The 18534-nt window shown below is 71.2% G+C and carries 13 protein-coding genes and 1 pseudogene; 7 read left to right on the top strand and 7 right to left on the bottom strand.

Going from position 1 to position 18534, the window contains the following annotated elements; all coding sequences use genetic code 11:
• Positions 1 to 20: 20 nt before the first annotated feature.
• The 3 genes from cydB to ACWD5Q_RS13320 all read left to right on the top strand — a co-directional run bounded on the left by cydB (position 21) and on the right by ACWD5Q_RS13320 (position 5888).
• On the top strand, positions 21 to 1040 hold the full coding sequence (gene cydB, locus ACWD5Q_RS13330; RefSeq protein WP_451427098.1) for a cytochrome d ubiquinol oxidase subunit II: 1020 nt from the start codon (positions 21 to 23) through the stop codon (positions 1038 to 1040).
• A 51-nt stretch (positions 1041 to 1091) separates the two neighbouring features.
• Complete coding sequence (cydD, locus tag ACWD5Q_RS13325; protein WP_451427097.1) at positions 1092 to 4682, top strand: thiol reductant ABC exporter subunit CydD; 3591 nt, start codon at positions 1092 to 1094, stop codon at positions 4680 to 4682.
• A 168-nt stretch (positions 4683 to 4850) separates the two neighbouring features.
• Entirely contained in the window at positions 4851 to 5888 is a 1038-nt protein-coding gene (locus tag ACWD5Q_RS13320) for a peptidoglycan DD-metalloendopeptidase family protein (RefSeq protein WP_451427096.1), read from the top strand.
• A 91-nt stretch (positions 5889 to 5979) separates the two neighbouring features.
• Here the strand turns inward: ACWD5Q_RS13320 and ACWD5Q_RS13315 are convergent, their stop codons facing one another.
• The 4 genes from ACWD5Q_RS13315 to ACWD5Q_RS13300 all read right to left on the bottom strand — a co-directional run bounded on the left by ACWD5Q_RS13315 (position 5980) and on the right by ACWD5Q_RS13300 (position 12186).
• The gene (locus ACWD5Q_RS13315; protein WP_451427095.1) at positions 5980 to 6849 is read right to left on the bottom strand and encodes an HAD-IIB family hydrolase; all 870 of its coding nucleotides are present in this window, start codon (positions 6847 to 6849) and stop codon (positions 5980 to 5982) included.
• Between the two features lie 113 nt (positions 6850 to 6962).
• Positions 6963 to 7865 (bottom strand): LLM class flavin-dependent oxidoreductase, encoded by a 903-nt coding sequence (locus ACWD5Q_RS13310; protein WP_451427094.1) that lies wholly within the window; start codon positions 7863 to 7865, stop codon positions 6963 to 6965.
• A gap of 209 nt (positions 7866 to 8074) precedes the next feature.
• Positions 8075 to 9310, bottom strand: a complete 1236-nt coding sequence (locus ACWD5Q_RS13305; RefSeq protein ID WP_451427093.1) for an SWIM zinc finger family protein — start codon at positions 9308 to 9310, stop codon at positions 8075 to 8077.
• Positions 9307 to 12186, bottom strand: a complete 2880-nt coding sequence (locus ACWD5Q_RS13300) for a DEAD/DEAH box helicase (protein ID WP_451427092.1) — start codon at positions 12184 to 12186, stop codon at positions 9307 to 9309. Before ACWD5Q_RS13300 ends, ACWD5Q_RS13305 begins: the two co-directional genes overlap by 4 nt.
• Positions 12187 to 12492: 306 nt before the next feature.
• Between ACWD5Q_RS13300 and ACWD5Q_RS13295 the strand changes: the two genes are divergently transcribed.
• Both ACWD5Q_RS13295 and ACWD5Q_RS13290 read left to right on the top strand, forming a co-directional pair.
• A complete protein-coding gene (locus ACWD5Q_RS13295; RefSeq protein ID WP_451371819.1) occupies positions 12493 to 12741 on the top strand; it encodes a hypothetical protein in 249 nt (82 codons plus the stop codon).
• Complete coding sequence (locus tag ACWD5Q_RS13290) at positions 12738 to 13139, top strand: DNA-binding protein (protein ID WP_451427091.1); 402 nt, start codon at positions 12738 to 12740, stop codon at positions 13137 to 13139. The genes ACWD5Q_RS13295 and ACWD5Q_RS13290 overlap by 4 nt, the downstream gene beginning before the upstream one ends.
• A gap of 54 nt (positions 13140 to 13193) precedes the next feature.
• On the opposite strand, the pseudogene ACWD5Q_RS13285 reads toward ACWD5Q_RS13290, so the two are convergent.
• From ACWD5Q_RS13285 to ACWD5Q_RS13275, 3 genes and pseudogenes are all read right to left on the bottom strand, one after another.
• Positions 13194 to 13442, bottom strand: a pseudogene (locus ACWD5Q_RS13285) (LLM class flavin-dependent oxidoreductase); the annotation flags it as partial.
• Between the two features lie 78 nt (positions 13443 to 13520).
• Positions 13521 to 14081, bottom strand: coding sequence for an RNA 2'-phosphotransferase (locus ACWD5Q_RS13280; RefSeq protein ID WP_451427090.1), 561 nt, complete (start codon positions 14079 to 14081; stop codon positions 13521 to 13523).
• 361 nt (positions 14082 to 14442) lie between these two features.
• Positions 14443 to 16197 carry an SDR family oxidoreductase gene (locus tag ACWD5Q_RS13275; RefSeq protein ID WP_451427089.1) on the bottom strand — a complete coding sequence of 585 codons (1755 nt, stop codon included), beginning with the start codon at positions 16195 to 16197 and terminating at the stop codon, positions 14443 to 14445.
• 316 nt (positions 16198 to 16513) lie between these two features.
• Here ACWD5Q_RS13275 and ACWD5Q_RS13270 point away from each other — a divergent pair, with 316 nt between their 5' ends.
• Together ACWD5Q_RS13270 and ACWD5Q_RS13265 are read left to right on the top strand one after the other, a co-directional pair.
• Positions 16514 to 17476 (top strand): ABC transporter ATP-binding protein, encoded by a 963-nt coding sequence (locus ACWD5Q_RS13270; RefSeq protein WP_451427160.1) that lies wholly within the window; start codon positions 16514 to 16516, stop codon positions 17474 to 17476.
• On the top strand, positions 17466 to 18374 hold the full coding sequence (locus ACWD5Q_RS13265) for an ABC transporter permease (protein ID WP_451427088.1): 909 nt from the start codon (positions 17466 to 17468) through the stop codon (positions 18372 to 18374). Before ACWD5Q_RS13270 ends, ACWD5Q_RS13265 begins: the two co-directional genes overlap by 11 nt.
• The last annotated feature ends 160 nt before the right edge of the window (positions 18375 to 18534 follow it).

Raw genomic sequence — 18534 nt, 5'->3', positions numbered from 1 at the left:
GCCGAGGGAGCGCTCACATCATGCAACTTCACGACGTCTGGTTCGTCCTCATCGCGGTTCTCTGGACCGGCTACTTCTTCCTGGAGGGTTTCGACTTCGGGGTCGGTATCCTCACCAAACTGCTGGCCCGCGACCGGCCCGAGCGGCGGGTGCTGATCAACACGATCGGCCCTGTCTGGGACGGCAACGAGGTGTGGCTGCTCAGCGCGGGCGGCGCGACCTTCGCCGCGTTCCCCGAGTGGTACGCGACTCTCTTCTCCGGTTTCTATCTGCCGCTGCTGATCATCCTGGTCTGCCTGATCCTGCGCGGTGTGGCCTTCGAGTACCGGGCCAAGCGGCCCGAGGAGAGCTGGCAGCGCAACTGGGAGACCACGATCTTCTGGACCTCGCTGATCCCGGCGTTCCTGTGGGGTGTGGCCTTCGGCAACATCGTCCGAGGGGTGAAGATCGACCAGCACATGGAGTATGTGGGCGGATTCTGGGATCTGCTCAATCCCTTCGCACTCCTCGGCGGGCTGGTGACCCTGAGCCTGTTCACCTTCCACGGAGCGGTGTTCACGACGCTCAAGACCGTCGGGGACATCCGGCAGCGAGCACGGAAGCTGGCGCTGGGAGTCGGGCTGGTGGCAGCCGTGGCGGCGCTGGCCTTCCTCGGCTGGGCGCAGATCGACCAGGGTGACAGCAAGAGCCTGGTCGCCCTGTGGCTGGCGGTCGCCGCTCTCGTCGGGGCGCTCCTGGCCAATCAGGCCAGGCGTGAGGGATGGGCATTCGCGCTCTCCGGCCTCACCATCGTGGCGGCGGTCGCGATGCTCTTCCTGACGCTCTTCCCGAATGTCATGCCGTCCACGCTCAACCCGGCCTGGAGCCTGACGGTGAGCAACGCCTCGTCGAGCCCTTACACCCTGAAAATCATGACCTGGTGTGCGGGCGTCGCCACGCCGATCGTTCTGCTCTACCAAGGCTGGACCTATTGGGTGTTCCGCAAGCGCATCGGAACGCAGCACATCGCCACCGATGCGGCCGCCGGAGCCGTGCACTGAGTCTGGTGGGTGGGGTGTTTCACGTGAAACACCCCACCCGGACCGAAGGGCATGTTTCACGTGAAACCGATCGATCCCCGTCTCCTTCAATACGCCCGTGCCACCCGTCTCTTCCTGATGGCGGTGGTCGGTCTGGGTGTCGTCGGGGCGTCCCTGGTCGTCGCCCAGGCGATGCTGATCGCCACGGTCGTGGTCGGCGCCTTCCAGCACCATGACTCGGTCGCCGCGCTGCGTACACCGTTGCTGCTTCTGGCGGCGGTCGCGGTGGGCCGCGCGCTGGTGTCGTGGCTGACCGAACTCGCCGCCCACCGAGCCAGCGCAGCCGTGAAGTCCGAACTGCGGGGACGACTGCTGGAGCGTGCGGGGGCGCTCGGCCCCGGATGGCTGAGCGCACAGCGGACCGGGTCGCTGGTCGCTCTGGCCACGCGAGGAGTCGACGCCCTCGACGACTACTTCTCGCGCTATCTCCCCCAGTTGGGACTCGCGGTCGTCGTGCCGGCGGCCGTGCTCGCACGGATCGTGACCGAGGACTGGGTGTCCGCGGCGATCATCGTCGGCACACTGCCGCTGATCCCGCTCTTCATGATTCTCATCGGCTGGGCCACGCGTTCCCAGATGGACCGTCAGTGGCGCCTGCTCTCCCGGCTGTCCGGACACTTCCTCGATGTGGTCGCCGGACTTCCCACCCTGAAGGTGTTCGGCCGGGCCAAGGCGCAGGCCGAGTCGATCAAGAGGATCACCGGCGAGTACCGGCAGGCGACCATGCGGACCCTGCGGATCGCCTTTCTGTCCTCCTTCGCACTCGAGTTGCTCGCGACGATCTCGGTCGCGCTCGTCGCTGTGACCATCGGCATGCGGCTCGTCCACGGCGACATGGACCTGTACATCGGGCTGGTCATCCTGGTGCTCGCCCCGGAGGCGTATCTCCCCCTGCGGCAGGTCGGCGCGCAGTATCACGCGGCGGCGGAGGGACTCTCCGCGGCCGAGGAGATCTTCACGGTGCTGGAGACGCCGGTGCCGTCCTCGGGGAACCAGCGTCTCCCCGACGGTGAGATCGGTTTCGAGGAACTGACCGTGCGTTACCCGGGGCGGTCGGCCGATGCGGTGTCCGCGATGTCCCTGACGGTCGCGCCGGGGGAGACGGTCGCCCTCGTCGGACCGAGCGGCGCGGGCAAGTCGACGCTGCTGAATGTACTGCTCGGGTTTGTGCCGCCCACCGAGGGGCGGGTACGGATCGGGGGAGTCGATCTCGCCACGGCCGATCTGGAGGAGTGGCGCTCGCGGATCGCCTGGGTGCCGCAGCGGCCGCATCTGTATGCGGGGACCATCGCCGAGAACGTGCGACTGGCGCGGCCCGACGCGGATGACACGGCGGTGCGCCGCGCGCTGGCCGACGCCGGTGCGCTGGAGTTCGTGGACACCCTGCCCGCCGGGGCCGACACCCTGCTCGGCGAGGACGGGGCGGGGCTCTCCGCAGGTCAGCGGCAACGTCTGGCCCTGGCTCGGGCCTTCCTCGCCGACCGGCCGGTGCTGCTGCTCGACGAACCGACCGCGTCCCTGGACGGGGCGACCGAGGCGGAGGTCGTGGAGGCGGTGCGCCGGCTGGCAACCGGACGGACGGTACTGCTGGTCGTGCACCGTCCGGCCCTGCTCGGAATCGCCGACCGGATCGTCCGCCTCGAAGCGGGCGAGCACCCCGCGAACGGTTCTCTGCGGTCCGCGGCCGTGCCGCTGCCCCGGCCCCGGACGCCGGAGACACCCGCGGCCCACGACGAACAGCCGCTGGCGTCTCCCGACGAACAGCTGTCCACGCCTCACGATGAACAGCCGTCCGCTCCCTCACCGGCAGGGCGCGGCGGCGTGCTCGCCCGCGTCCGTGCGATGGCCGGCCCCCGCAGGGGGCGGCTTGTGCTCGCCCTGCTGCTCGGCAGCCTCGCGCTCGGAAGTGCGGTCGGACTGATGGCCACCTCCGGCTGGCTGATCTCGCGGGCCTCCCAGCAGCCGCCGGTGCTGTATCTGATGGTCGCCGTGACGGCCACGCGGACGTTCGGCATCGGACGGGCCGTGTTCCGATATGCGGAGCGCCTGGTGTCGCATGACGCGGTGCTGCGGATGCTCGCCGACACCCGGGTCGCGGTCTACCGGCGCCTGGAACGTCTCGCACCGGCCGGGCTGCGCACGACCCGGCGCGGCGATCTGCTGTCGCGGCTCGTCTCCGACGTCGACGCCCTGCAGGACTACTGGTTGCGCTGGCTGTTGCCCATGGGGGCCGCGCTCGTCGTCTCGGCGGGTTCGGTCGGCTTCACCGCCTGGCTGCTGCCTCAGGCCGGTGCCGTCCTCGCCGTCGGGCTGCTGGCGGCCGGAGTCGGCGTCCCCCTGGTGACCGGTGCCGTGGCGCGTCGAGCGGAGCGTCGACTGGCGCCGGCCCGGGGCGTGCTGGCGACCCGGGTGACCGATCTGCTCACGGGAACCGCCGAACTGACGGTCGCAGGTGCGCTGCCCGCGCGGACCGTCCAGGCGCGGCGGGCCGACGGGGTACTCACGCGGATCGCCTCCCGTGCCGCGACCGCCACCGCCCTGGGCGACGGGCTCACCGCGCTCGTCACCGGGCTGACCGTCGCGGCTGCGGCCCTCGTGGGGGCGCAGGCCGTCGCCGGCGGACGGCTCGACGGCGTCACCCTGGCCGTCGTGGTGCTGACTCCGCTGGCCGCGTTCGAGGCGGTCCTGGGGCTGCCGCTCGCCGTGCAGCACCGGCAGCGGGTGCGCAGGAGTGCCGAGCGCGTCTACGAGGTGCTGGACGCCGGGGAGCCCGTCCGCGAGCCGGAACAGCCGCTGCCGACGCCATCGTCACCCTTTCCGCTTGTCCTGGAAGGGCTGACGGCCCGCTACGACGGACAGCAGCGCGACGCGCTCAGCGGGCTGCGGCTGACCCTCGAACAGGGCCGCAGGATCGCGGTGGTCGGCCCCTCCGGTGCGGGCAAGACGACGCTCGCGCAGGTGCTGCTGCGGTTCCTGGACCCGGCCGCCGGCGCGTACACACTGGGCGGCACGGACGCCCGCGCGCTGGACGGCGACGACGTACGGCGCATGGTCGGACTGTGTGCTCAGGACGCGCATCTCTTCGACAGCTCGGTACGGGAGAACCTGCTGCTCGCGCGGAAGGACGCGAGCGAGGGGCAGTTGCGTGACGCGCTCGCGCGGGCACGGCTCCTGGACTGGGCCGACGGGCTGCCCGACGGCCTCGACACGCTGATCGGCGAGCATGGCGCGCGGCTGTCCGGCGGCCAGCGTCAGCGGCTGGCGCTGGCCCGTGCCCTGCTCGCCGACTTCCCCGTCCTCGTCCTCGACGAGCCCGCGGAACACCTCGATCTGCCGACGGCGGACGCGCTCACCGAGGACCTGCTGGCCGCCACGCAGGGTCGTACGACGGTGCTGATCACCCATCGGCTGGCCGGGTTGGACGCGGTCGACGAGGTGATCGTGCTGGCGGAGGGCCGGGTGGTCCAGCGCGGCCCCTACAGGGAACTCGCGGCGGCGAAGGGACCGTTGCGCACGATGGTGGAGCGGGAGGCCCGGGGGGATCTGCTGGGCGGCCGGGAGGGGCACACGGGTCCGGCGGTGCCGGCCTTCGCCGATGTCTGAGAGGCGGCACCCGCACGGGAGGGGGTCCGGCGCGGCGGCGGACCCCCGGCCGGGGGACGCCGCTGGGCCATCCGTGGCCGTCCGTTCCGCCGGCCGTGGGACGTCAACAGGACTGCGGCCGGGACACGGGCCACGATCATTGACATGCCTTCATTTCTCCTTTCTTCCATGCTCGTTTCCCTTCTCCTGAGCACAGTCGCGGTGTCCCCGGCCCGGTCCGCCACGGCAGGGGGTGGCAGCGGGGCGGCGGGTGACGGTGTGGACACCGGTGTCAGTGCCCGGGTGGCGCGGCTGTACGAGCACGCGGCAGCGCTGACACAGCAGTACGACGCCGGGCGCCGGGAGGCCGAGAAGCAGCGCGCCATAGCCGGGCGGGACGAGAAGCTCCTCGTCCGCGAGCGCGGGCTGATAGCGGCCCTGCACCAGGATCTCGGCCGGATCGCCCGGGCCCAGTACCGCCAGAGCGGCGGACTCCCGTACCTCACACAGACCCTGCTCCCGGACAGCGCGAAGGAACTGATAGCACGTCAGAGCACGCTCGCGCGGGTGGACCTCGCGGTCGCGAACGCGGTCATCCGGACCCGCCTGACGGAGGCCGGCCTCGCGGCGGAGGGCACCCGGGCGTCGGCGCGGTGGCGGGCGCTGCAGAAGCGGAACGAGGAACTGGCCGCGACGCAACGGGCCCTCCAGTCGAAGCTGGAGCGGGCGCGGTGGGCTCTGCAGAGCCAGGCCGACGCGTCGGCGGCCACGAGGACGTGCCGGGGGGCCGTCCGCCTGGACCAGCCAGGCCGCAGGACCGGGCACCGCTGGGTCGCGCCGGTGGAGACCTACCGGCTCTCCGCGGGCTTCGGCAGCGGCGGCGACCACTGGGCGCACGGGCACACGGGCCAGGACTTCGCGGTGCCGATCGGGACGCCGGTGCGGGCGGTCGGGCCCGGGCAGGTGGTACGGGTGACGTGCGGGGGCGCGTTCGGCATGGAGGTCGTGATCAGGCACACGGGCGGCTACTGCACGCAGTACGCCCATCTCGCCGCCGTCACCGTCGACCAGGGCGACCGGGTGGCGACCGGGCAGTTGATCGCGCAGTCGGGCACGACCGGCAACTCGACCGGACCGCATCTGCACTTCGAGGTCCGGGCCACCCCGGAGTGGGGGTCGGGTATCGATCCCGTGCCGTGGCTGGCGGCGCACGGCGTGCGGCTGTGAGTTCCCTGATGGCGTACGACCAGTCCGCGTGGCCTACGACGATCCGCGTGGCCTACGACGATCCGTGTGGCCTACGACGGATCCGTGTGGCCTACGACCGGTCCGCGAGGATCTGCTCGATCACCACGGCCACGCCGTCCTCGTTGTTGGCGACCGTCCGCCCGGACGCCGCCGCGACGACGTCCGGATGGGCGTTGCCCATCGCGTACGACCGGCCCGCCCAGGTGAGCATCTCCACGTCGTTCGGCATGTCACCGAAGGCGACGACCTCCTCGTGGGAGATGCCCCGCTCGGCGCAGCACAGCGCGAGCGTGCTCGCCTTGGAGACGCCGGGGCCGCTGATCTCCAGCAGCGCGCTGGGGCTGGACCGGGTGATGGCGGCGAGGTCGCCGACGGCGAGGCGGGCCAGGGTGAGGAAGGCGTCCGGGTCCAGCTCCGGGTGGTAGGCGAGGATCTTCAGCACCGGTTCGTGGGCGCCCGGCGCGTTGGGTGCCAGCAGTTCCTCGGCGGGCGCGCGGAGGTCCGGGACCTCCATGTGCAGCTTCGGGTACCCCGCCTCCTGGTGGAAGCCGTACGTCTGCTCGACGGCGAACACCGTCCCCGGTGCGGCGGCCCTCAGCAGCCGTACGGTGTCGAGCGCGTTCTTCCGGGGCAGCTCGCGGACCATGACGAACCGATGCGTGCCGGGGCTGCCGTGCAGATCCACCACGGCCGCGCCGTTGCCGCAGATGGCCAGCCCGTGCCCGTGGACGTGTTCGCTGACGACGTCCATCCAGCGGGCCGGGCGGCCCGTGACGAAGAACACCTCGATACCGGCCTCCTCGGCGGCGGCCAGGGCGGCGACCGTGCGCTCGGAGACCGACTTGTCGTCGCGCAGCAGAGTGCCGTCGAGATCTGTCGCGATCAGCCGGGGCGGGACGGTGGAGGCCGGGGTCTCGGGCTGTCGGGTCGCTGAGGTCACGGGCGTCATTCTCGCGCATTTGCTCGCACGGGCGTGCGTGAGTCCGCACACATGAGTGACGCTTCTCACCGGCACCGTCACATCCCGTTGAGCTCCGTCCGGTCCGGCCACGCTCAGTCGAGCTGGGCCGGGGCCTCCATGGCGATCTGCTCGAAGACCTTCCGGTCCGCCGCGAAGTCGGAGTCGGGGATGGGCCAGTGGATCACGATGTCGGTGAAGCCGAGCTCGGCGTGGCGGCCGGCGAAGTCGACGAACGCGTCGAGGGACTCCAGGGGGCGCCCGCGGTCCGGGGTGAAGCCCGTGAGCAGGATCTTGTCGACTTCCGTCACATCGCGGCCGATCGCGGCGCACGCCTCGGCGAGCTTCTCGGTCTGCCCGCGCAGGGCCTGAACCGACTGCTCCGGGGTGCCGGTCTCGTACAGCTTCGGGTCGCCGGTCGTCACCCACGCCTGGCCGTGCCGGGCGGCGAGCTTCAGGCCGCGCGGCCCGGTCGCGGCGACCGCGAAGGGCAGGCGGGGGCGCTGGACGCAGCCGGGGATGTTGCGGGCCTCGTGGGCCAAGTAGTGCTCGCCCTCGAAGGAGACGGAATCCTCGGTGAGCAGCCGGTCGAGCAGCGGCACGAACTCGGCGAACCGGTCGGCGCGCTCGCGCGGTGTCCAGGGGGCCTGGCCGAGCGCGGTGGCGTCGAAGCCGGTGCCGCCCGCCCCGATGCCCAGCGTGATCCGGCCGCCGGAGATGTCGTCGAGGGAGATCAGCTCCTTGGCGAGGGTGACCGGGTGCCGGAAGTTCGGCGATGTCACGAGCGTACCCAAGCGCATACTCTGCGTTATGGCCGCCGCCGCCGTCAATGTGGGTATCGCCCCGAACCATGGCCCGTCGCGGAAGCTCCGCCAGGACAGATGGTCGTACGTGTACGTGCTGTGGAAGCCCAGTTCCTCGGCCCGCTGCCACTTCGCGCGACCGCTCTCGTGCCAGTGGTCGACGGGCAGGATCACGGTGCTCAGACGCAGACTCATGCCCACGAGCCTACGTCCGACGGATCAGTGGGCGGGATTCGTCCCGGTCTGTCAGCCGTACAAGTGCGGATGAATCTGGTTGTCGGTGGGATCCTGCCGGGGCCACCAGCGTCGAGCTCGGTCCTGGGGGAGAACCTCGTCGGGCGGCGGAGCAGTTTGCCAGGGCCCGGGTGCGGCAGTCTTCGGACTGTCGCGACCGTCACTGACCGTTACTTGGTCTGCTGCCAGACGGAGGTGAGTGCCGCGACGGGGTCGGCGTCGGCCGGTGCCGCGGGCCACCATTCGCCGTCGTCGTCCCGGAGGCAGGGGTACCAGCGGGCGTCGGGGCCCAGGCGCAGCTGGATGCCGTGGTCGGTGAGGGTGAGGCGGTTGCGCCAGGCCCTGAGGGGGACGGGGGCGGTGGCCATCTCCATGAGGGCCGTGGTCAGGGCGGTGCGGGCGGCCGTCATTGCCGCCGGGTCGGGGGTGTGGGGTTGTTCGGCGATGCTGAGGCCCATCGGACCCCCGTGGCGCCAGGCGCGGGTGAGACGGGCAAAGGCTGCGGGGTTGGCGCCGGTGTTCTGGATCAGGTGGTGGAACCACTCGGGTCCGGGACTGCTCGCGGCGATCCGTACCGCGTCCTGGCGCTGGGTCAGGCGCAGGTCGGTGGTGTCGCCCGCGAGGAGTCGTACGGCGCGGGCGGCGGCGTCGGCCATGAGGCGCTCCAGGTCCGCGGTGGCCAGGCCGCTGTCGGGCGGCGGGGTGACCGGGAGCGAGGCGGTGTGGGGAGCTGGTTCGGGGAGTTCGGGCAGCTGGGGTGCGTGTTCGGCCGCCCAGCGGGTGTACGCGGCGGCGGCCGGGAGGCCGGTCGCCGCCGGTCGGCTCGTGGTCTCCTGCGTCGCCGTACGGCGTGCGCGCAACTGGGCGAGGACCTCCTCGCGACCACGGCCGCGCAGCGCGAAGACCACGAACGGATCGGCGTCGATGGTGGCGGCGATGGCGTAGCAGAGCGCGGCGGCGTGTTTGCAGGGGTATCCCCAGTCGGGGCAGGAGCAGTCCGGGTCGAGTTCGGTGGGCTGCGGGAGAAGAGGGACGCCTGCCTGGCGGGCGTCGTCGACGAGTTCGGAGGGCATCTCGCCGTCGAGGAGCGCGGCAAGATGCCCGGCTCGGGCCACGATGGTGCTGAGGAGGGTGTCCCACTGGGTGTCGGTGAGGACGGGCAGGTGGACGGCGGAGCGGTAGGGGCGGGGCCTGCTGCCCTGGACGGCGGCCTTGACCTGGCCTGCGGCGATGGTGATGGGACCGACCATGCCCCGGCGGGCGTAGGTGCGTCCGCGGGACAGGCGCCCCGAGTCCAGGGTGGAGTCCTCCAGGGCCGTCACCCATGCCTGGCCCCACCAGGTCGCGGCGAAGGCACGCCTGCCGCGGGCGGGCGCGCGGCGCGGGCCGGGGACAGAGGGGCTCATGACTGCCTCCCCAGGGCGATGAGTTCGGCGAGATCGTCGTCGGACAGTTCGGTCAGAGCGGCCTCTCCGGAGCCGACCACGGCGTCGGCGAGCGCGCGCTTGGATTCGAGAAGCCTCGCCACCTTGTCCTCCACGGTTCCCTCGGCAAGGAGTTTGTGCACCTGCACGGGCTTGTCCTGGCCGATGCGGTAGGCGCGGTCGGTTGCCTGGTCCTCGACGGCCGGGTTCCACCAGCGGTCGTAGTGCACGACGTGGGTCGCGCGGGTGAGGTTGAGCCCGGTGCCCGCCGCCTTCAACGACAGCAGGAAAACTGGTACTTCACCGAGCTGGAAGCGTTCCACCATCTCCTCGCGCCGCGCGACGGGGGTGCCACCGTGCAGGAAGAGTGTGGGGATGCCGCGCTCGGCGAGGTGTTTTTCCAGCAGGGTCGCCATCTGCTTGTACTGGGTGAAGACCAGCACCGACTCGCCCTCGGCGGTGATGGTGTCGACCAGTTCGTCGAGCAGCGCCAGTTTGCCGGAGCGGCCGGGTAGTGGCGTGGATTGGCGCAGGTACTGGGCCGGGTGGTTGCAGATCTGCTTCAGCGCGGTGAGGAGCTTCAGTACCAGGCCGCGCCGGGCGATGCCCTCGGATTCCCTGATCTTCGCCATGGTCTCGCGGACCACCGCCTCGTACAGGCTTGCCTGCTCGGCCGTCAGCGGTACGACACGGCCGGTCTCGGTCTTGGCCGGCAGTTCGGGCGCGATGCCCGGGTCGGACTTCCTGCGGCGCAGCAGGAACGGGCGGACGAGACGGGACAGGCGCTCGGCTGCCCCGGGGTCCTCGCCCGACTCGATGGCGCGGGCGTGCCGGTCGCGGAACGCGGTGAGCGAGCCGAGGAGCCCGGGTGTGGTCCAGTCGAGGAGCGCCCACAGTTCGGAGAGGTTGTTCTCCACCGGGGTGCCGGTGAGGGCGACGCGGGCACGGGCGGGCAGGGCGCGCAGCTCACGGGCGGTGACGGCGTAGGGGTTCTTGACGTGCTGGGCCTCGTCGGCGGCGACCAGCGACCAGGCGGCCTCGGCGAGGACTGCGCGGTCGCGGCGCAGCACCCCGTAGGTGACCAGGACGATCTCGTCGCTGGCCACGTCGTCGAGGTGGCGGTCGCCGCCGTGGTAGCGGCGCACGGGGGTGGACGGCGCGAACCTGGCGGCCTCGCGCTGCCAGTTGCCGAGCAGGGAGGCGGGGCAGACGACGAGCGTGGGGCCCGCGGTGGCGGGGTCGGTCTGGCGGTGCAGGTGCAGGGCGAGCAGGGTGATGGTCTTGCCCAGGCCCATGTCGTCGGCGAGGCAGCCGCCGAGGCCGAGTTCACACATCTCGGCCAGCCAGGCGAGGCCCCGCTTCTGATAGTCGCGCAGGGTTGCCTTGAGCGCGGCCGGTTGCGTGGCGGGGGTACGGGATTCGGGATCGCGGATACGGGCGATCAGGTCGCCGAGCGCGCCGACCGCCTCACAGGGGATCGGCTCGCCGTCCCGTTCCACCTCGCCGGTCAGTGCGGCGCTCAGTGCCTCCATGGGGGTGAGCGGTTCCATCCGGCGGCGCCTGGCGCGGGCCACCAGCTTCGGGTCGGCGACCACCCACTGGTCACGCAGACGGACAAGGGGGCGGCGGGCCTCGGCGAGGGCGTCCATCTCGGCGTCGGTGAGCGGCTCGCCGCCGAGTGAGATCTGCCAGCGGAAGTCGAGGAGTGCGTCGGCGTCGAGGAGGCCGCCCGCGCTGGAGCCGGGGGCGGTGCGCTGCCCGATCTCCGCGGTCGCGGTGAGCGCCTTGACCAGTTCGCGCGGCCAGTGCACGTCGATACCGGCCGCGCGCAGCGCGTCGGTGGCGTCCCCCAGCAGGTCGAAGGCTTCGTCGTCGGTCAGCCGGAGCTCGTCGGGGGCAGCGTCCTTCAGCAGCCGCTGAAGAGGGGGCCATGTGCGGGCACCGCGGCGCAGTGCGAGCAGCGCCTCGGCCTCGGCGCGTGGGCCGAGCAGCCGCTCCACCTCGGTCGGCTCGTTCCACAGCCGTGCGGCCTCGACGACGAGCGCCGGGTCCGCCGCGGTGTGCAACTGCAAGACGGCCCGGAACTGCCGACGCCGTCCCTCGGGTACGTCGACGCGAAGCGAGACGCCGACCTCGGCTGTGAACGCGGCGACGGTCTCCTCGGCCCACTCATGCAGGGCGGGCACGGCACGGGTCTCGCGCCAGGCGTACGGCAGGGCTCCCATGGCGAGTGGCGCGGCCGGAGTGCGGACCAGGTCGTCGGCGACCGCGTCGCAGAACTGCCTCAGCAGCGCGACCGGTTCGGCGATTCGCAGCGGACTCGGGCCCGGTTCGGGCAGACAGTGGGCGTGGGGTGGGAAGGCGGAGGCGAGGGCGTCCAGCGTCTGACGGTGGGCGGTGGTGAAGGGACCCGCCCGCCAGCTGTCGTAGCCGGCCGGGGTGAGGGCCGGGTGGAGACGGCCGTCGGCGAGCAGCCGCAGTGCGAAGCGGGCGGCGGCCTGCCAGGCGGCGGCGGACGGATGTGGCGGCTGCGCCCCGGCCAGGGCGGACACGGCGAGGGCGACGGGAAGCGCGTAGCCCTCCACCCTGCGTCGCCGGACCGACCGGCCGTGCGGCAGCACCAGTTCCGCCGACTCGGATTCGATGCCTGTGGGCGCAGTGCCGCCCCCTGCGAGCGCCCCGGCGGGTTTCCACAGCAGCAGCCGTCCGAGGCGGGCGGGCTCGCCGGGCAGGAACACCGCCGCCCAGCCGTGGTCGAGCAGACCCCTTGCGAAGGCGGTTGCCTCCGGCGTGGCCAGCGGCGGCGCGACTCTCGTGCCCGCGCGTGGTTCTCGTACGACGACCCGTGCCACGCTCATTCGCCCCATCGTCTCCAGGCGGCCCTCACCGCGCCCCGCTCACCACCCGACACGTTCGGGCCTGTCCTCACCTGCAGGCACGTGCCCTGTCCGACGTGGCGCCCGCGCGCTGATCGGCTGATTGCCGTCGCCGGGCAGGCCCATCATGGCGGCCGGGCACAAGCGCGCTCAAACCCGGACTCCCGGTGGTGGTCCCTTTTCGGCGAGCACGGCCTCGGTCTCAGCCCCAGTGGATACCCTGCGCCTGCCCGGCGACGTGTGCCGAGCGAGACGACCACCGCGCGCTTATCACAGTATGCTGACGTCATGGCGGACACGACACGGATCACGGTGACGCTGCCGACCGAGCAGGTCGCCGAACTGAGGAAGCTCACGGACAACGTCTCCGGTTATGTGGCCGAGGCGGTGGCGCGTCAGCTGCGGCACCAGCTGCTCGGTGCCGACCTGCAGCGCCACCAGGAGGAGCACGGGGCGTTCACCGAGGAGGAGCTGGCGGAGGCTCGCTCCAGGATTCTCGGGACGCCGGGCGCGGGCGGGTCGGCGAGTGCGGCGTGAACGAGCACGTCGAGACCGTCGTCCTGGACTCCCAGGGGGTCTCCGCCTGGATTGCCCAGGACCGCAAGATCCTCGCGATGTTCCAGGTGTTTCATGCCGTGGGTGCCGATTTCGTCATCGGGGCCAACACCATTGTGGAAGTCAGCCATGCGCGGGTGAACATGCCCCGGCTGCGGTGGGTGCTGTCCCGCGTCAAGGTCGAGCCGGTGACCGAGAGCGCAGCGAAAGCGTCCGCGGAACTGCTCAAGGCCGCAGGTCTGCATGGCCACAAGTACGCGATCGACGCGACTGTCGCCGAGATGGCAATGCGCCAGCCCGGGCCGGTGGCCATACTGACGTCCGACCTTGACGACATGGCCCGGCTGTGCGGTGACCGAGTCCGGCTCATCGGCATCTGAGCACGGAAGTGCCGTTGCCACCACCTGCCCAAAGCGAATTCCCCCAAGTCACGCTGAGATAGGCGAAAAAGGCTTGACTGAGGTCACCAGGGTGCCGAGGCGCAGGTGGTCGGTGACGGCCGCCGCGGCCGTCAGGGTCGGTACGGCGCCGAACCAGGGGCCGTCGCGGAAGGACCGCCACGACAGGTGGTCGTAGGTGAACGCGGTGTGGAAGCCGAGCTGCTCCGCGCGCTGCCATGCGGAACGCCCGCCCTCGTGCCAGCGGACGTACGGCAGGATCACGGTGCTCAGACGCAGACTCATGCGTCGAGCGTAAGCGGAGGCGCGGGGTGCTCTGGGCACCGGATCGATCGGACGGGCCTGGACAACGGAGGCGGGGCGTCAGCGCGGCCCCGGGAATCGCAGGTATCGCGGCGGGACGGCCTGGGTGAGCCACACCCCGTTCGCGCTCACATGGAAGACATGGCCGTCGCGGCGCATGGCACCGGCGTCGACGGCGAGGACGACGGGACGGCCGCGGCGCGCCCCGACCCGGGTGGCGGTCTCGCGGTCCGGCGACAGATGGACGTCGTGCCGGTTCATGGGGTTGAGGCCCTCTGCCCGGATGGCGTCCAGATGGCGCGCCACGGTCCCGTGGTACAGGTACGCGGGCGGGATCGCCGGGGGCAGCCCCAGATCGACGTCCACGCTGTGTCCCTGGCCGGCGCGGATGCGGGTGCCCTCGATCGCGAAGCGCCTCTTGTCGTTGGTGGCGACCACGCGGTCCAGCTCGGCGCGGGTGATCCGGAAGCCGTGGGAGGCTGCCGCGGCGAGCAGCGTGTCGATCTCCGCCCAGCCGCCTTCGTCGAGTGTGAGGCCGATCCGCCCCGGCTGGTGCCGCAGGTGTTTCGAGAGGTACTTCGACACCCTCACGGTGCGCCTCTCGTCGTTCCCTTCTGTCATTCTTCCAGCGTGCGGGAGAGACGCGGATCACGCACATGATTGTGTTCCGGATGTTTGATCCACAAGCAAGTGCGGTTATCCACAGGTGAATTGACACTTCTGTGGATAACCAACCTGACCCTATGGGGCGTTCGTCAAGTGATGTCCAGTTAAAGCACGCTTGGGACAGTCTGGCGGCAAGCGCGCTACGTCCCCGCCGTATTGGAGGTCCGGTACCATCCGCCGATGGCTCGGGACTGGGCAACTCATCCCTGTTTGCAGACACCTTGACGATATGTGTGCCAGCCAGGCGATATTGACGGGCAGTCAGACGGGTCGACGCCACTGAGCCGAATCCCAACCCCCGAGCCCGAGCCACACATCACAGCCGTGGCTCCCAACGAGCCAGTGCACGCACCGCACTTGGTGCGAACCGGGACATCAGACGGAGCACGTGCGCCTCCGGAGTCACCGGCACGACAGGCTGGTTGCGCACGACGGCCCGCAGGATGGCGTCCGCGACCTTCTCCGGTGAATATCCCCGCAGGCCGTACAGGCGCGTCGTCCTTCTCTGCCGCCGTTTCTCCTCCTCCGCGTCCACACCCGTGAAGCGCGCGGTCGAGGTGATGTTCGTGTGGACGAAGCCGGGGCAGATCGCCGACACCCCGATGTCCTGACCGGCCAGTTCCGCGCGCAGGCACTCGCTGAGCATCAGGACCGCCGCCTTGGAGGTGCTGTAGGCGGACAGCGACCTGGAGGGCTGATACGCGGCCGCGGAGGCGATGTTGACGATGTGGCCGCCCTGGCCGCGCTCGGCCATCTGCTTCCCGAAGAGACGACAACTGTGCAGGACACCCCACACGTTGACGTCCACAACCCCGCGCCAGTCCTCGGCGGTCGTGTCGAAAAAGGATCCCGACAGGCCGATCCCCGCGTTGTTCACCAGCACGTCCACCACCCCGTAGTCGGTGGCGACCCGCTCGGCGAGCTTCTCCATGGCCTGTTCGTCCGACACGTCGACCTGCTCGGCCCATGCCTCGGGCGCGCCGAGCAGCCGGGCCTGCTCCACCGTGCCGGCCGCGCCCCGCGGGTCCCGGTCGACGGCCACCACGCGCGCTCCCGCCTGGGCGAACGCGAGCGCCGTGGCCCGCCCGATACCGTTGCCCGCGCCGGTGACCAGCACGAGTTGCCCCCCGAACCGGTCCGCGTACCGTCCGCCGGCCGCCGGTGACGGACGCCCGCCCTCGACGGACGTCACGAACTCCCCGATCCACGAGGCGACCTGGTCGGGGCGGGTGCGCGGGATCCAGTGCCCTGCCGGCAGCGTGCGGCGGGTCAACCGTGGCACCCACCGCTCCAGTTCGTCGTTGAGCCGCTCCGACAGGAACGGGTCCTTGAGAGGGGTGATCAGCTGCACGGGCGCGTGCGCGTAGGCGTCGGCACGCGGGCTGCGCAGCCGGGGCCGCACGTTGTCGCGGTACAGCCAGGCGCCGTGGGCCGCGTCCACGGGCAGCGTCGGGGCCGGGTAGCCGTCGTGGGGGAGCTTCTCGGCACGCCGCAGGAGTTCCGGCCAGCGTCTGCCGAGCGGGCCGCGCCACGCGAGTTCCGGCAGGGCGGGGGTGCGCAGCAGATACACGTACCAGGACCGGGCGCCCTGACCGAGCAGCTCGCCCACCCGGCGCGGGGTCGGCCGGTGCACCCGCTGCCCGATCCAGTGTCCGAAGTGGTCCAGGGACGGCCCGGACATCGAGGTGAAGGACGCGATCCGGCCCTCGGTGCGCCGGACGGTGACGAACTCCCAGGACTGCACCGAGCCCCAGTCGTGACCCACGAGGTGCACCGGCCGGTCCGGGCTGACCGTGTCCACCACGGCCAGAAAGTCGTCCGTCAGCTTCTCCAGCGTGAACCCGCCCCGCAGCGGACTCGGCGCCGTCGACCGGCCGTGGCCGCGGACGTCGTAGAGCACCACGTGGAACCGGCCGGCCAGCCGGGAGGCCACCTGCGACCAGACCTCCTTGCTGTCCGGATAGCCGTGGACGAGCACCACCGTGGGCCGGCCGGGATCCCCCAGCTCGGCCACGCTCAGCTCGACCCCGCCCGTCCGCACCCGGCGCTCCCGCGCCCCCTCAAGAGTCACTTGCCCTCCGCCCGGCCCGCGGGTACGGCGGTGAGTGCCGTCCTCCCGCCGCGACCGCACCGCCGTCCACGCCGGCCTCAGTTGGTGTCCGTCGCGTGACACCGGCGAATGTGGCACTTGTTAGAGACCGCGTCAACAGGACCCGGTCCATCTGTGGACAACCTCGGCAATGGGGACAACGGAGGCCAGTTCGACCGCCCGGTTGTTCGACCTGAGGGGGACCCCTACGGGCCCGTACGACTGGAGGCTGACCCGCAGACAGCTCTGCGGTCTGACGACGGCAGTGGTATGTGTCACTACCGTCGAGGATGTGACTGTGATCGCGACCGAAAGCCTGAGCAAGCGGTACCCCCGGGTGACCGCGCTTGACCGGCTCTCCGTGGATGTCGGACCCGGTGTGACGGGGCTCGTCGGCGCCAACGGAGCCGGCAAGTCCACACTGATCAAGATCCTGCTGGGTCTGTCCCCCGCCACCGAGGGCCGAGCCGAGGTGCTCGGCCTCGATGTCGCCACCAAGGGCGGCGCCATCCGTGAGCGCGTGGGGTACATGCCGGAGCACGACGCCCTGCCGCCCGATGTGTCGGCCACCGAGTTCGTCGTCCACATGGCGCGAATGTCCGGGCTGCCCCCGGCCGCCGCCCGTGAGCGCACCGCGGACACCCTGCGCCATGTCGGTCTGTACGAGGAGCGCTACCGCCCCATCGGCGGCTACTCGACCGGCATGAAGCAGCGCGTGAAGCTCGCCCAGGCCCTGGTCCACGACCCCCAACTGGTGTTCCTGGACGAGCCGACCAACGGCCTCGACCCGGTCGGCCGCGACGAGATGCTCGGCCTGATCCGCCGCGTGTACACCGACTTCGGGATCTCGGTCCTGGTCACCTCGCACCTGCTGGGCGAACTGGAGCGCACCTGCGACTACGTCGTCGTCATCGACGGCGGCAAACTGCTGCGCTCCAGCTCGACCCGGGACTTCACCCAGACCACCACGACCCTCGCGATCGAGGTCACCGACACCGACGAGCACCCGGACGGCACGCGCGCGGTACGCGACGCGCTCCACGCGCGCGGGGTGACCGCCCACGACGGCAGCGGGCTGCCGGGCGCCGGGCACGTCCTGCTGCTGACCGCTGCGGGGGAGCAGACGTACGACCTGGTCCGGGATGTCGTCGCCGACCTGGGCCTCGGCCTGGTGCGCATGGAACAGCGCAGGCACCACATCGCGGAGGTCTTCAAGGACAGCGACGAGCAGCGGAAGGAGGCGGTCGGCCATGGCGGTTGAGCAGCCCACGGCCCGTGAGGCCGAGCAGACCCGGATCCACAACATCGGCTACCGCAGCTACGACGGGCCGCGCCTGGGCCGTGCCTACGCCCGCCGCTCGCTGTACTCGCAGTCCCTGCGCGGCGCCTATGGCCTCGGCCGCTCGGTGAAGTCCAAGGTGCTGCCGATGCTGCTCTTCGTGGTGATGTGCGCGCCCGCGCTGATCATGGTCGCGGTCGCGGTCGCCACGAAGGCGAAGGACCTGCCCGTCGAGTACACGCGCTACGCGATCATCATGCAGGCCGTCATCGGTCTGTACGTCGCCTCCCAGGCGCCCCAGTCGGTCTCCCGGGACCTGCGCTTCAAGACCATTCCCCTGTACTTCTCGCGCCCCATCGAGACCTCCGACTACGTCCGCGCCAAGTACGCGGCCCTGGCCTCCGCGATGTTCATCCTGACGGCCGCACCGCTGCTCGTCCTCTACGTGGGGGCGTTGCTCGCCAAGCTGGACTTCGGCCACCAGACGAAGGGATTCGCCGAGGGACTGGTCTCCGTGGCCCTGCTCTCCCTGCTGTTCTCCGGCATCAGCCTGGTCATCGCCGCGGCCACCCCCCGGCGTGGCTTCGGCATCGCGGCCGTCATCGCCGTCCTGACCATCTCGTACGGTGCCGTCTCCACCATCCAGGCCATCGCGGACGTGCGGTCGGGCAACTCCACCGCCATCGTCTGGATGGGACTGTTCTCGCCCGTCACGCTCATCGACGGTGTGCAGACCGCATTCCTGGGCGCGAGCTCCTCCTTCCCCGGCGGGGAAGGACCCTCGGCCGCGCAGGGAGTCGTCTACCTCCTCGTCGTCCTGGGACTCATCGCCGGCAGCTACGGCCTGCTGATGCGCCGCTACCGAAAGGCCGGACTGTGACCGCCCGCCCGTCACCCGCCACCACCCTTCCAAGGAATGGGCTGCGCCCATGAGCCCTCTTTCGCGCCCGTCACCCGCCACCACCCTTCCAAGGAATGGGCTGCGCCCATGAGCCCTCTTTCGCGCCCGTCACCCGCCACCACCCTTCCAAGGAATGGGC

It is taken from the genome of Streptomyces sp. NPDC002513 (genome assembly GCF_053595355.1).
The sequence above is the reverse complement of the archived record's forward strand: the minus strand, read 5'-3'. Positions and strand labels throughout refer to the sequence as shown.

Coding starts and splice junctions, on each gene's coding strand:
- ACWD5Q_RS13305 (WP_451427093.1), bottom strand. CDS start 9,310: ATGAGCCCCTCTGTCCCCGGCCCGCGCCGCGCGCCCGCCCGCGGCAGG.
- ACWD5Q_RS13300 (WP_451427092.1), bottom strand. CDS start 12,186: ATGAGCGTGGCACGGGTCGTCGTACGAGAACCACGCGCGGGCACGAGA.
- ACWD5Q_RS13280 (WP_451427090.1), bottom strand. CDS start 14,081: ATGACAGAAGGGAACGACGAGAGGCGCACCGTGAGGGTGTCGAAGTAC.
- ACWD5Q_RS13295 (WP_451371819.1), top strand. CDS start 12,493: ATGGCGGACACGACACGGATCACGGTGACGCTGCCGACCGAGCAGGTC.
- ACWD5Q_RS13265 (WP_451427088.1), top strand. CDS start 17,466: ATGGCGGTTGAGCAGCCCACGGCCCGTGAGGCCGAGCAGACCCGGATC.
- cydD (WP_451427097.1), top strand. CDS start 1,092: ATGTTTCACGTGAAACCGATCGATCCCCGTCTCCTTCAATACGCCCGT.
- cydB (WP_451427098.1), top strand. CDS start 21: ATGCAACTTCACGACGTCTGGTTCGTCCTCATCGCGGTTCTCTGGACC.
- ACWD5Q_RS13320 (WP_451427096.1), top strand. CDS start 4,851: ATGCTCGTTTCCCTTCTCCTGAGCACAGTCGCGGTGTCCCCGGCCCGG.
- ACWD5Q_RS13310 (WP_451427094.1), bottom strand. CDS start 7,865: ATGAGTCTGCGTCTGAGCACCGTGATCCTGCCCGTCGACCACTGGCAC.